General features: G+C 68.5%; 14 protein-coding genes. 8 read left to right on the forward strand and 6 right to left on the reverse strand.

What is annotated here, in order from left to right:
- Positions 1 to 46: 46 nt before the first annotated feature.
- The 3 genes from ACSUZC_RS00930 to ACSUZC_RS00940 all read right to left on the reverse strand — a co-directional run bounded on the left by ACSUZC_RS00930 (position 47) and on the right by ACSUZC_RS00940 (position 2,300).
- The gene (locus ACSUZC_RS00930; RefSeq protein ID WP_238420736.1) at positions 47 to 808 is read right to left on the reverse strand and encodes an SDR family NAD(P)-dependent oxidoreductase; all 762 of its coding nucleotides are present in this window, start codon (positions 806 to 808) and stop codon (positions 47 to 49) included.
- Positions 809 to 945: 137 nt separating this feature from the next.
- Positions 946 to 1,638 (reverse strand): TMEM165/GDT1 family protein, encoded by a 693-nt coding sequence (locus ACSUZC_RS00935; protein WP_439031081.1) that lies wholly within the window; start codon positions 1,636 to 1,638, stop codon positions 946 to 948.
- 140 nt (positions 1,639 to 1,778) lie between these two features.
- Positions 1,779 to 2,300 carry a peptidase gene (locus ACSUZC_RS00940; RefSeq protein ID WP_439031082.1) on the reverse strand — a complete coding sequence of 174 codons (522 nt, stop codon included), beginning with the start codon at positions 2,298 to 2,300 and terminating at the stop codon, positions 1,779 to 1,781.
- A 236-nt stretch (positions 2,301 to 2,536) separates the two neighbouring features.
- Here ACSUZC_RS00940 and ACSUZC_RS00945 point away from each other — a divergent pair, with 236 nt between their 5' ends.
- Both ACSUZC_RS00945 and ACSUZC_RS00950 read left to right on the forward strand, forming a co-directional pair.
- Positions 2,537 to 4,660 (forward strand): ABC transporter ATP-binding protein, encoded by a 2,124-nt coding sequence (locus ACSUZC_RS00945; protein ID WP_439033227.1) that lies wholly within the window; start codon positions 2,537 to 2,539, stop codon positions 4,658 to 4,660.
- Positions 4,657 to 5,409 (forward strand): energy-coupling factor transporter transmembrane component T family protein, encoded by a 753-nt coding sequence (locus ACSUZC_RS00950; protein ID WP_439031083.1) that lies wholly within the window; start codon positions 4,657 to 4,659, stop codon positions 5,407 to 5,409. Before ACSUZC_RS00945 ends, ACSUZC_RS00950 begins: the two co-directional genes overlap by 4 nt.
- A 78-nt stretch (positions 5,410 to 5,487) precedes the next feature.
- Here ACSUZC_RS00950 and ACSUZC_RS00955 read toward each other — a convergent pair whose 3' ends face one another.
- Complete coding sequence (locus ACSUZC_RS00955) at positions 5,488 to 6,117, reverse strand: superoxide dismutase (RefSeq protein WP_238420744.1); 630 nt, start codon at positions 6,115 to 6,117, stop codon at positions 5,488 to 5,490.
- A gap of 198 nt (positions 6,118 to 6,315) precedes the next feature.
- A complete protein-coding gene (locus ACSUZC_RS00960; RefSeq protein ID WP_439031084.1) occupies positions 6,316 to 6,468 on the reverse strand; it encodes a hypothetical protein in 153 nt (50 codons plus the stop codon).
- Positions 6,469 to 6,665: 197 nt separating this feature from the next.
- Between ACSUZC_RS00960 and msrA the strand changes: the two genes are divergently transcribed.
- Both msrA and ACSUZC_RS00970 read left to right on the forward strand, forming a co-directional pair.
- On the forward strand, positions 6,666 to 7,379 hold the full coding sequence (gene msrA, locus ACSUZC_RS00965) for a peptide-methionine (S)-S-oxide reductase MsrA (protein WP_439031085.1): 714 nt from the start codon (positions 6,666 to 6,668) through the stop codon (positions 7,377 to 7,379).
- Between the two features lie 51 nt (positions 7,380 to 7,430).
- On the forward strand, positions 7,431 to 8,504 hold the full coding sequence (locus ACSUZC_RS00970; protein WP_439031086.1) for a winged helix DNA-binding domain-containing protein: 1,074 nt from the start codon (positions 7,431 to 7,433) through the stop codon (positions 8,502 to 8,504).
- A 14-nt stretch (positions 8,505 to 8,518) separates the two neighbouring features.
- Here the strand turns inward: ACSUZC_RS00970 and ACSUZC_RS00975 are convergent, their stop codons facing one another.
- Positions 8,519 to 9,274, reverse strand: a complete 756-nt coding sequence (locus tag ACSUZC_RS00975; RefSeq protein WP_439031087.1) for a VOC family protein — start codon at positions 9,272 to 9,274, stop codon at positions 8,519 to 8,521.
- Positions 9,275 to 9,371: 97 nt separating this feature from the next.
- Here ACSUZC_RS00975 and ACSUZC_RS00980 point away from each other — a divergent pair, with 97 nt between their 5' ends.
- The 4 genes from ACSUZC_RS00980 to ACSUZC_RS00995 all read left to right on the forward strand — a co-directional run bounded on the left by ACSUZC_RS00980 (position 9,372) and on the right by ACSUZC_RS00995 (position 12,822).
- Positions 9,372 to 10,235 (forward strand): S49 family peptidase, encoded by an 864-nt coding sequence (locus ACSUZC_RS00980; RefSeq protein ID WP_439031088.1) that lies wholly within the window; start codon positions 9,372 to 9,374, stop codon positions 10,233 to 10,235.
- A gap of 396 nt (positions 10,236 to 10,631) precedes the next feature.
- The gene (locus ACSUZC_RS00985; RefSeq protein ID WP_439033228.1) at positions 10,632 to 10,982 is read left to right on the forward strand and encodes a rhodanese-like domain-containing protein; all 351 of its coding nucleotides are present in this window, start codon (positions 10,632 to 10,634) and stop codon (positions 10,980 to 10,982) included.
- Between the two features lie 86 nt (positions 10,983 to 11,068).
- On the forward strand, positions 11,069 to 12,016 hold the full coding sequence (locus ACSUZC_RS00990) for a DUF4328 domain-containing protein (RefSeq protein ID WP_439031089.1): 948 nt from the start codon (positions 11,069 to 11,071) through the stop codon (positions 12,014 to 12,016).
- Positions 12,013 to 12,822, forward strand: coding sequence for a glycerophosphodiester phosphodiesterase family protein (locus ACSUZC_RS00995; protein ID WP_238420759.1), 810 nt, complete (start codon positions 12,013 to 12,015; stop codon positions 12,820 to 12,822). The genes ACSUZC_RS00990 and ACSUZC_RS00995 overlap by 4 nt, the downstream gene beginning before the upstream one ends.
- The last annotated feature ends 40 nt before the right edge of the window (positions 12,823 to 12,862 follow it).

A 12,862-nucleotide genomic window follows, 5' to 3' on the forward strand; every position in this document is an offset into this window, starting at 1 on the left:
GAACCGGCTCCCTGCGCAGGCGTCGACCCCCTGGGTCGAGTCGAGATCAGCGGGGCGCCATGCGGATGGCGCCGTCCATCCGGATCGTCTCGCCGTTGAGGTAGTTGTGTTCGACGATGAACTCGGCGAGCTGTGCGTACTCGTCCGGTTCGCCGAGGCGCTGCGGGAACGGGATCGCCTCGGCGAGGGTCTGCTGGAACTCCGGGGTCACGCCGGCGAGCATCGGGGTGCTGATGGTGCCGGGGGCGATGGTGCAGACACGCACGCCGATGCGAGCGAGGTCACGAGCCGCGGAGATGGTCATCGCGTGCACGCCGCCCTTCGATGCGGCATAGGCGATCTGGCCGATCTGACCCTCGAACGCCGCTACCGAGGCGGTGTTGATGATGACGCCGCGCTGGCCGTCGCCGTCGATGGTGGACTCCTCCTGCATGCGGTTGGCGGCCAGCCGCATGACGTTGAAGGTGCCGATGAGGTTGATGTCGATGACCTTGCGGAACAGGTCGAGCTCGTGCGGGCCCTTCTTGCCGAGGATGCGCGCTGCCCAGCCCACGCCGGCGCAGTTGACCGCCACGCGGAGCGGGGCGCCCGACTCGGCGATCGTGTCGATGGCCGCCTGGACCTGGTCCTCGTCGGTGACGTCCGCGGCGACGAGGGTCACTCCGTCGGTCGGGGCGGCCTTGTCGATCGAGGCCTGCAGGTCGAGGCCGAAGACCGTGGCGCCGGCAGCGGCGAACCGCCGTGCGGTGGCTGCGCCGAGGCCCGAAGCCCCGCCGGTGACCAGAACGGAAGCGCCTGAAACGTCCATGTGTGAAGTAGTCCTTTCGAGGTACCCGACCCGTCTGTCGCCGGTGGGCGTCACCGGCTCCGGCGACGCGGCACCGGCCGGTGCTGCATTTCGACGATAGTCAGACCTCGTGCGGGGGCCTCGATCAGCCCCACGATTCACCGAACGAGCGCTCGGGTCGTCTCGCCCGCGAGACGATGCTCTCGGCGGATGAGCACGACGCCGACACCGATGATCACGATGACCGCGGTGATGGTGCCTGCGATCATGGGCACCGAGGCGCCGATCAGGCCGTCGACGATGAGCCAGGCTGCGAAGACGAAGAAGAGTACGGCGGCGCCGATCGCGATGACACGTTCGGGAAGATGTCGACCCAGCAGAACGCCGAGCCCGATGGCCAGGGCGTCCGCGGCGACCATGCCGAGGGTCGAGCCGATCCAGACGCCGAACCAGTCGTTGTCCGTGGCCAGGGTGATGGTGGCGAGCATGGTCTTGTCGCCGAGTTCGGCGAGGAAGAACGCCGACATGACCGCGAAGAACACCGAGGCGCCGACGCGGGTGGCCCGGGTTGCCTCCGCGTCGTCGAGGCGGTCCCCGCGCAGTGTCCACAGCCCGAAGATCAGCATGGCGAGGCCACCGAGGATCGAGAGCAACGACGTGGGTATCGACATCCCGAGGAAGTGGCCGAAGAAGACCGAGACGGCGTGGACGGCCGTCGTGGCCACGGTGATCGCGAGAAGAACAACCCACCACCGGTAGCGCAGCGCATAGGTCATCGCCATCAGCTGTGACTTGTCGCCGAGTTCGGCGACGAAGATGACGCCGAAACTGAGCAGGAGGGCGGTGAACACGATCGCCAGGTTAGTGAGACCTAACCCCGAAGTTCAACTTCGGGAAGACCCGTATCTTCGCAGGTAGGGCGGGCGCATCGGATTGTTCGGATACCCGTATCCGGACTGTTCGGCCGGCCGTTGCGCGACGCGAGGGTGCTCTACGCGGCGAGGAGCATGGCGAGCACCGCGGTGTCGGGATCGGCATTGGGGTCGATGCCCACCTGGTTGCGCAGGTTCACCACGGTGCCGTCGGCTTCGGCCTCGGCCCATCCCGCGCGGTGTTCCAATCCCAGCTCGGGCAGCCCGGGCAGCAGGACACAGCCCGACGCCACCTGCGAGCACTCGGGCAACGACGGCCGGGTCTGCGACGGCGGGTGCAGCATCACGAGGGCGGGCGGATTGTTCAGGAACCGCCCGGCCTCGACGAAGCTGTCGTCGACGACGTTGCCGATCGCGACCATCATCCCGACGGTGTCGGCGTCGCTGCTGTCGGGTCGTTCCTCGACCACGCCGAAGATCGTCGTCGTCGGCAGGAACCCGGGACGGCAGGCGATCCGCACCGAGCCGACGAGGGTCTGGGTCCACTCGAGAGTCGACTCGGGCCAGCGACCCGAGATGAGGATTCCGTTCAGCGTGCCGTCGTGCTGGAACGGGGTGAGGCCGATCGGGACCGACTGCATCTTGCCCTCCTCCGATCCGGGTGGGGGACCTGCGGTTTCGCGAACAGGCCCGAAGCCCTACCCGGTGAGAAAAGAATCCACCCGGGACGTGATGCCGACAACTCGAATCACCGTGTTGTGATGGTTCTTTAACATGCGAAGGACCGACGGAGGGGTCGGGCGTGGGCTGGGCCGGCCGGGCCGGGCGGCGCACCAGGCACACTGGACCGGTGAAGAACTCGCCCGCGCTGCGGCCCATGGAGTTCGCGTCCGTCGCGATCTTCGGCGGCCTGACCGTCGCCGCGGTGGTCATCGCGTCGGTCATCCCGCTCGCCCAGGCGGCCGGGTTGCTCGCACCGGTCCCGCTCGCACTCATCGCCGCCCGGACGAGGCCACGTGCTCTCGTCACCGCCACGGTGGCGACGACCGCCGTCGCGTTCGCGATGGCCGGGACCGGCGCGATGGCGACCGTCCTGGGATCGGCCCTGGTCGGCGGTCTCGTCGGGGACATCAAACGCCGCGGTCGGGGAGTGGGCGCTCTTGTGATCGCCACCCTCGTCGCGTCCCCGCTGATCGGCGGCATCTCGGTACTGGTACTGCTCGTGCTGGTCCCGTTGCGCACACTCACGATCGAGGCGATGACCAACTCCATCCACGGCGTCGCGAAGTGGTTTCACGGCTGGGGAGCGACCGGCGGGATCGCCGACGCGCTCGATGCGATGGCTCGCAGCATCGCCTCGCACTGGTGGGTGTGGGTCTGGGTGTCGGGCACCTTCGGCACCGTGATGTCGCTGCTGGCGGCCTGGTGGATCCTCGGGTCGGTGATCGCCCGGCTGCGTGATGTACCGAGCGAGGACACACTCGACGCGGCACGTCCGGGCGGCGCAGTGGACAGCGCGGTCTCCGCGAGCGGAGACGAGATCGCGCCGCTGCCCCTGGTCGCCGAACGAATCGGCTTCGCCTACTCGGCGGGAGCACGGCCTGTGCTGCACGACATCGACCTGCGGATCGACCGCGGCGAGTTCGTCGCGGTGGTCGGGGCCAACGGCTCGGGCAAGTCGACGCTTGCCAAGATCCTCGCCGGACGCGCTCCGACGACCGGTTCGGTGCACCGCCCCGGGCTCCCGGGTCTCGGGGTCCACGGGGGCACCGCACTGGTCCTGCAACGCCCCGAGATCCAGATGCTGGGTTCGCGGGTGGCGGACGACGTCGTGTGGGGACTCCCGCCGGGCGTCGACGTCGATGTCGATGCGCTGCTCGACGAGGTGGGTCTTGCGGGCCTCGGTGACCGGGAGACCACCGATCTCTCGGGTGGCCAGCAGCAGCGTCTGGCCATCGCCGGCGCGCTGGCCCGGGAGCCGCAGCTGCTGATCGCCGACGAGGTGACGTCGATGGTCGACCCGGACGGGCGTGGCCAGCTGCTCGCATTGCTCGCCGCGCTTCCGGCACGGCGCGGCATCGCGGTCGTGCTGATCACCCACCGCGGCAGCGAGGCCGCGGCGGCCGACCGGGTCATCCATCTCGACGCCGGCCGACTCGTCCCACATCCCCCCGACTGGATGCCGGGCCCAACTGCCGAACTCGACGGTGCTGGTCAGTCGCGGGCCTCGGGTCCGACGAGCGACAGGGCGGACACCACGGGGATCGGCGGCCCGCTGCTCGTGCTCGATCAGGTCGGTTATGCCCATCTGCCGGGATCGCCGTGGGAGGTCGTCGCACTCGAGGGCATCTCGCTGACCGTGTATCGGGGCGAGGGATTGCTGATCGTCGGCGGGAACGGGTCGGGCAAGACGACGCTGGCGTGGATCATGGCGGGCCTCCTGCGACCCGGGACCGGCACGTGCCATTTGTTGGGTGTGTCCGGAAAGGTCACGCCCGCAGCGGGATTCGATGCCGGGGAACCGGTGACCGACCATGTCGGTGCCGTCGGGCTGGGATTTCAGCACGCGCGCCTGCAGTTGCAGAAGGTCACCGTCGCCGACGAGATCATGGCGGCCGGCGGCGAGAAGGTCGGCACCGCCGAGGTCGCGCGCGTGCTCGAACTCGTGGGGCTACCGCGTCAGATGGCTGCCACCAACGTCGATGCGTTGTCCGGCGGGCAGATGCGGCGGGTCGTGCTCGCCGGGCTCATCGCCCGCAACCCCGACATGCTCGTCCTCGACGAACCACTGGCCGGGCTCGACCCGCCTGCCCGCGACGAGATCGTCGCGCTGCTCGCGCGACTCCGTGCCGGCGGGATGACCATCGTGATCATCTCGCACGATTTCGAATCCCTGGATTCGGTGTGCACCAGGCGCGTTCGCCTGGTCGACGGCCGGTTGCTGCCGGATTCGCATCAGCCGATCGACGACGTTCCGAGATGGGAAGGGGGCGTCCGATGACGATGCGTACCGTTCCGCTCCGGCAGGTGCCGGGCGACTCGTTCGTGCACCGGCTCTGGGCCGGAACCAAACTGGTGATCGTCCTGATACTCGGCATCATGACCTGGGTGCTGCCGTCGTGGCCGGCCCTGGGCATGGTCGCCGCGGTGGTGGTGCTGACCGCGCTGCTCGCCGGAATACCCTTGGGCGCCATTCCGCGCCCGCCGTGGTGGTTCTGGGGACTGATCGGGATCGGTGTCGCGGTCAACGTCTCGTTCGCCGGCCTGCCCGGCGCCCTGGTGTTCCTGCGTGCGATCACGCTGGCGCTCGTCCTGGTGGCCAGCTCGATCCTCGTCATCTGGACGACCCCCATGGCCGACGTGGCCCCCGCACTGGCGCGACTGATGCGCCCGCTTCGGTGGCTGCGCCTACCCGTCGACGAGTGGGCGGTGGCGATCGCCTTGTGCCTCAGGGGCCTTCCGCTGCTGATCGAGGAACTGCGCATGCTGCGGGCCGCCCACCGCCTGCGTCCCACGGCCCGGGGCCGCAGCGATCATCCGTCGGCGGAGATGGGGATCATGGACCTCATCACCGCGGCGATGTCGTCGGCCCTACGACGCAGCGCGGAGATGTCCGAGGCGATCACCGCGCGCGGTGGAACCGGACGACTGACCGCACGTCCCGCCGGTCCCGGACGCGCCGATGCCCTGGCTCTCGGTGTGATCGTGCTGGCGTGCGCCGTGGCGACAGCGGTGACGCTGGTGTTGTGAATGCGGATGCAGCCGACGACAACGGCGCCGGTCACTCGAAAGTGACCGGCGCCGTTGGGCGTTCGGGGGTGTCCGCGCTCAGGCGGGCACGACCAGGCCGCTGCCCTGGCTCTTCGCGCGGGCGAGACGCTCGCCGGCGTCGGCCCAGTTCACGACGTTCCACCACGCCTTGACGTAGTCCGGCTTGACGTTCTGGTAGTCGAGGTAGAAGGCGTGCTCCCACATGTCCAGCATCACGACCGGGATGATCGCAGCCGGAATGTTGCCGCTCTGGTCGGTGAGCTGCAGGATGACCAGCTTGCCGCCGATCGTGTCGTAACCCAGGATCGCCCAGCCCGAACCCTGCAGAGTGGTTGCGGCGGCAGTGAAGTGGGCCTTGAACTTGTCGAAGCCACCGAACTGCTCGGTGATGGCGGCCGCGAGGTCGCCGTCGGGCTCGCCGCCGCCGTTGGGCGACAGGTTCTTCCAGAAGATGGAGTGGTTGGTGTGACCGCCCAGGTGGAACGACAGGGTCGCGGAGAGTCCGTAGACCTTGCCGGCGATGCTGTCGTCGTCGCGGGCTGCGGCCAGCTTCTCCAGGGTGTCGTTGGCGCCCTTGACGTAGGTGGCGTGGTGCTTGCTGTGGTGGAGCTCCATGATCCTGCCGGAGATGTGCGGTTCCAGTGCCGCGTAGTCGTAATCGAGATCCGGCAAGGTGTATTCAGCCACGATGTTCCTCTCTGAGGTGCTGCTCGTTTTCCCTGTCCACGCGCGGAACCGGCTGCTGTGTCGGTGCCACGCGGATGCTTCCACCCTTCCGCAGAAGCATGGGTGATTGCAACAATCCGGGCGCAAGAAACATGAAGTGCGGTTGAGATATCGGACCGGCGAAATGGTCCGCGAGCGATGCTCGGGAGGGGAGGATCTTCAGATCAGCGTGAGCGCAAGGATGACGACGAGCAGGGCGAAGATGCTCAATGCGATGGTGCGACAGCTTCTCGCCACGTCGTAGTTGACGCGCGGGGTGGTGCGGGACGGCTGCAAGTGTCCGCGCAGGTCTCCGGTCGCGTGCGTCGCCATCGTCGCCTCTCGTTGCCGGTCAGAACCCGCCCCGCCTTCGGACACTACTCTCTGTGGGAGTTGCAGTGATCGGCATCACATCAGCCGGGGTGTGACCGCCATCATAAACAGACTGGGACGATCGACTCAACTCGTGTCAGGTCGCGTGTGGATTCGACGTCGGTCTCGGAGCGAGGCGACGCGCGTAGACTCGTTTCATGTCTTGGCTCGACCAGCTCTTCTCCGCCAGTTCGCGCAAGCAGGATCTCGTCGCAGCCGACGCGGCGCTGCCCGGCCGGTCCACCGAGATCACGGTTCCCGGCGAGCACCTGGTGCTGGGTACGCCCATGCGCGGGCGGCCGGAGGCGGACGGCTCCTACGCCGACGGGGGCATCGGGCGCTTCGACGACGGACTCGCGGCCGTCATCCTGGCGGGTGGTTGCTTCTGGGGCATCGAAGAGATCTTCTGGCAGGTCCCGGGGGTCTACACCACCGCCGTCGGATACGCGGGTGGCTTCACGCCGAACCCGACCTACGAGGAGACCTGCACCGCCCGCACCGGGCACACGGAATCGGCGCTGGTCGTGTTCGACCCTGCCGTCACAGACCTCGAGGGCGTCCTGAAGATCTTCTGGGAATCACACGACCCCACGCAGGAGATGCGGCAGGGCAACGACATCGGTACCCAGTATCGATCGGCCGTCTACACCCTGTCCGATGACGATGCGGTGCTGGTGCGCCGGACGGCTGCGACCTTCCAGACCGCGCTCGACGCGGCAGGGCAGGGCGCCATCGCCACCGAGATCGCGCCGCTCGCCGAAGCCGGCGACGGCCGGTTCTACTACGCCGAAGACCACCACCAGCAGTACCTCGCCAAGCATCCGCACGGATATCGCTGTCACGCCGCGACCGGCGTCGGCTACCCCGGCTGACGTGACACCGCCGACACGGCGCACGAGACTCCGGCGACGCCGAGTGCTGTCGTGAGCGAGGCGATCACGCTCCGGCAGTGGAACCGGACCCTGCTCCAGCGGCAACACCTCCTCGCCCGGGTCGACGAGGATGCCATCGAGGTCCTCGACCGCTGCGTAGGGATGCAGTCACAGGATCCGCGGGCGGCGTTCTTCGGCTTGTGGTCCCGGATCGAGGATTTCGAGCCCCGGGAGCTCGACGATCTGATGGTCGATCGCGAGGTCGTGCGCATCGCACTGCTTCGCTCCACGGTATTCCTCCTCGACGCCGAGGACGCGCGCTGGATTCGTCCGTTGGCGGGACCGATCCTGCAGCGCGAGCTCGATCAGGCATACATACCGCGGCTGGTGGCGGCTGATGCGTCGCGAGTGCTCGCCGACGCCGCCGACGTCCTCTCGGGCCGGGAGGTCACCGGCACTCAGCTCGGGAAGGAGCTGGCCGCACGACACCCCGGGGAGAACCCGTCCACGCTGACCGGGATCGCCCGATGCGGGCTACCGCTGGTCCAGGTACCCCCGCGCGGGCTGTGGCGAGGCCACGGGGGTCCCACCTACCGTCTCTTCGACGAGTGGGTCGGACCGGGTGAACCCGCTGTGGTCGACGACGACGCACGTGCGGATCTGATCCGTTTGTATCTCCGGGGATTCGGGCCGGCGACCCTCAAGGCCATCCAGATGTGGTCCGGGCTCAGCGGGTTACGGCCGCTGGTCGAGAAGCTGGAGGCCGACTGGGAGCTCGCGCGATTGACCGGCCCCCACGGGGAGGTGCTCTTCGACCTCGACGGCTTGCCGGTCGCCGAGCCCGATCTCCCGGCACCGGTACGCCTCATCGCTCCGTTCGACCATGTGATCGGGGCGCAGGCCGACCGGATCCGCGTGGCCGACCCGGAGATGTACCGGCGCACCGTGACCCCGAACGGGCGGTCACCCGGATTCGTGTTCATCGACGGGTTTCTCTCCGGTACATGGCATCTGGGAAGCGATGAGGCGCCCCGGGTGGAATTTCTGCGCTCGGTGAGCGCCGCCGAGCGTCGCGAGGTCGACGCCGAGGTCGAGCGTCTGCGCGACTTCCTGGCGCGCACCTGATCGGTGTGCGGCCCTCAGTCGCCGGTGCGTGGATTGCGGGCGGTGATGCAGTAGAGCATGCCGACCGGGTCGGCCATGATCGTCCAGTGAGGGAAGTGCTCGACCACCGTCGCGCCCCACCCCTCGTGGCGTGCAACCTCATCGGCCACCGAGTTGGTGGCGAGATCGAGGTGGGCTCGCGCGGGCTCGCCGCGCTCTTCGTCGACGCCATCCTGCCTGCGCTGCAGGAGGATTCCGAGCGTCATCGACGGGTCGCGGCGCAGGGCGACGAGTTCGGGATGCCCGCGCTGCTTCGCCGGCTTGTCGAGTAGCTCGGTCCAGAAGTCGACTTCGGCGTCGAAGGCATGGTGCGGGACGTCGATGCACAACTGGTCGACGATGCTGATCGCGCCGCCTGGCCACCGGATGGGGCGTGAGCGTCCGGATTCGCCGGTCCAGGGGACGAGGCAGAACACGAAACCGGCCGGCGACTCGAGCGTGTGATGGGTGCCGGCGTCGCGGACCGATGTCGCCCCGAGTGCGAGCGCCTCGGCGGCCGCGGCGTCCGGGTCGGGGGTATGGATGTCGAGGTGGATCCCGCCTGGCCCGGCGGCGATGCGCTGGACGCGGAGGTGTGCGTCGCCGTTGAACGGCTCGAGCGAGGCGAACTCCCGGTGGTCCCCACGGGGTGGGGACACCGTGCTGCCCGCGATCGCACGCCAGAAGGTCACCTCGCTGCCGAAGACGTCGGCGGGGAAATCGAGGAATGCGCTGAGCCACCTCACCTGCACCCGCCAGAGTCTACGGTGCGCGAACGCGCTCGAAGGTCCACCGCGCGACACCGATCGACCGAAACCGGCGGTCGGTGCGCGTCGTTAGACTCGGTGGATGACTACAGGAGTGCTGGGTGCGATGGGCAAGAAGTTCGCGAGATCTCGTGCCGAGCAGGTCGCGGTGGTCCGTCTCGACGGTCCGATCGGCATGGCCGGGATGGGTAGGCCCGGGGTGAACACCGAGTCCGTCGAACCGGTCCTGAAGAAGGCCTTCGCCACCGAGCGGCTCCGTGCCGTCGTGGTTGTCATCAACTCGCCGGGCGGATCTCCCGCCCAGTCGGAGTACATCGCCGAACGTATCCGTCAGCTCTCCGCCGAGAAGGGCGTACCGGTCCTCGCCTTCTGCGAAGACGTCGCGGCCTCCGGTGGCTACTGGATCGCCTGCGCCGCCGACGAGATCTTCGCCGCCCACACCTCGATCGTGGGATCCATCGGGGTGGTGTCGTCGGGGTTCGGCTTCTCGGCGGTGCTCGACAGGTTCGGCGTACAGAGACGGCTCTATGCGACCGGCGACAACAAGGCCCGTCTCGACACGTTCTCACCCGAGCAGCCCGGGGATGTCGAATGGCTCAAGGGGCTTCAGGGACAGTTGCACGAGGCGTTCATCGCGTGGGTGCGCCAGCGCCGCGGCAAGAAGCTCGACGCGGGTGACGAAGAGCTCTTCAACGGCGACGTGTGGATCGGGCGCCGGGCGGCCGAACTCGGCATCGTCGACGGTATCGGCGTGATGCGCTCGGTGGTGGCCGAGAGGTATCCGGACGCCGAGATCACCATCGTCGAGACGCCGAAGCCGCTGCTGATGCGTCTGGTCGGCAACCAGACGTCGGTGGCGGGGGTCGCGGAGAGCGTCACATCGGGTGTGCTTGCCGCACTCGACCGCGCCCCGGGGATGCGAACGGCGCTCTTGCACCGTCGCTGAGTCCGATACCAGACCCGTTTCGGCGGTTTCCCCAAGGGGTTTGTCCCCACGTTATCCACAGGTGTTCTTCTGTGAAGTGGAACTACACCGGAATCGGGCGACTGCACTGTCGTGAATTAATTACGCGCACATCGGGTCAAACCGGTGACGGCTGTCACATCGGCACGGCCACTGGCCAGCGTTTTTCCACAATTCCACAGTCTCATCCCCAACTTGACGGTCAGGTTGCGAGCGTCGGACATTTGTCCAGCAGCAGCATGTGGATAAATTTATGTAGGTCTACATAGTCCAGTCGCGGGGGTTGTCCACACCTGGCCGGCGAGCGCGCCGCGACGCTCGTCGTGCACACGCGGCACCGCACCGGCCCGCGTCTGTGCCACCATGGAAATCGTGACCATGGGCGACATCACGCAGGTGCCGGTGACCGATCTGCCGAACGACTTCACCGAGAAGACCGATGCGGTCATGCTCGACGTCCGGGAAGACGACGAATGGGCGGCCGGGCACATCCGCGGCGCGATGCACATCCCGCTCGCCGAGGTCCCGGGCCGAATCGACGAACTCGATCCCGACCGCGACCTGTACGTCGTGTGTCACTCGAGTGGGCGGTCGATGCGCGTCCTGCAGTACCTGTCGCAGATGGGTTACGACGGGATCTGCGTGCGAGGCGGGATGCTGGCCTGGCAGGAGCACGGCAAGCCCGTCGAATACGGGCCGACGCAGCCCGAGGGCGACGCCCCGCGATGATCGACCTGTGCCCGCGGTGCCGCATCCAGGCGCCGCATCGTCCCGGACGCGAGCGCTGCCCCCGGTGCGGCGGCCCGCTCAGCGTCGTGGACGACCCCGCCCGGACGCCGACCGCGCAGATGGGTCGTGCGCCGGCCCACGACTCGGCTGGACGCTCACGGCCGACACCGCCGGCCGGACGAGGATCGGCTCCGGCGCACACCGGCGGCCTCTACCGCAGTCGTGACGTGCGGTGGATCGCGCGGCGTCCCCCCGAGGCGATACCCGCCCGACGCGGGCCCGCGGGTTTCCGGGGACCCCGGCTCATCCCGCGGTACGTGTACATACCCACCTGGGGACTCCACGACGAACCATCCGACCCGGCGGAGGCACACCGCCGACTCGACGCGTCCCGTGCCCGCCTCGTGCTCGCGTTGATGGTCGTCGGCACCGCACTCGCGGTGTCGGCGGCGGTGCACCTGGTCCGCTACATCCTCCTCGTCGTCAACCGCGACACTCCGCTGCCCGAGTTGCTGATCGTGGCCTCGGACTGGCTGACCATCTTCACCGGGGTCGTCGCCTTCCTCGGATTCGTCCTGGCCACCTGGGCTTTCATGCGCTGGGTGCTGGAGCTGCGCGCCGACACCTACGAATCGGCCGGGCTGACGGACCCACGACGGCCCGGGTGGGTCGCCGCACTCGCGGGGATTCCCGGGATCAACCTCATCGGAGCACCACTGGTGCTGAAGGAGGTCGCCGCCGCGCGGGTCGATCGGGACGGCGGTGCCGGAAGCGCCCTCGTCGACAGGCGGCTCCGCAAGCTGTGGGTGGCCTGGATCCTGGTCAATCTGACCGCCGCACTGGCCATCGTGGCCCGGCTGATCGCGTGGCGGTCCGAGTCGTTGCAGACCGGCGCGAACGCGCTGACGATGGTCATCGTGAGCGCGACGGTCTCGGCCGCGTTCGCGTTCTGGATGTCCCGCCGGATACGGATACTGTTCGATGCCGCTGCGGCGGTCCCGGTCCCGACGAAACGGTGGGTGGCAGTCGGATGAGCGCAGGCGCGAACACGGGCGCGGCCGAGAAGGTCTCGCGATCGGGAAAGCCCGCGGTGGTCGCGCACCGCGGGGCGTCGGGCGACTGCCCCGAACACACACTCGCGGCGTACGAACTGGCCCTCGCCCAGGGCGCGGACGGACTCGAGTGCGACGTACGGCTCACCGCCGACCACGAGCTCGTGTGCGTTCACGACCGAACCATCGACCGCACGTCGGACGGCACGGGCATCGTCAGCGAGATGACCCTCGACCAGCTGCGCGAACTCGACTTCGGCAGTTGGCATGCCGCGGGCGGCCCGGCGTCCATCCTCACGCTGCGTGAGCTGCTGACGCTGACCCTGGACTGGCGTCGGCCGGTCCGGTTGTTCATCGAGACCAAACATCCGGTGCGCTTCGGCAGCCTCGTCGAGCAGAAGCTCCTGGAGATCCTGCACGAGTTCGGGGTGGCCACCCCGCCGTCGGCTGATCACAGTCGCGCAGTGGTGATCTCGTTCTCGTCCGCGGGGGTGTGGCGGATTCGACGCCACGCTCCCATGTTGCCGACCATCCTGCTCGGGGACACCGCCCGCGTCCTCGGGGGCGGCGCGGCGACCGCCGTCGGGGCCACCGGCATCGGTCCCTCGGTGATGACGCTGCGCCAGTACCCCGATCTCGTGGACCGCGCGGCGGCGGCCGGCCGTGTCACCTACTGCTGGACGGTCGACGAACTCGTCGACGTGCAGCTCTGCGCCGACCTCGGCGTCCGGTGGGTCGCCACCAATCATCCGGCCAAGGTGCGCGACTGGCTGGTCACCGTCGACTGACCCTCGACGACCGCCGTCGCGCACGACCTCCTCGGCTGCC

The sequence above is a fragment of the Gordonia terrae genome (assembly GCF_051789125.1).
GTDB lineage: Bacteria > Actinomycetota > Actinomycetes > Mycobacteriales > Mycobacteriaceae > Gordonia > Gordonia terrae_A.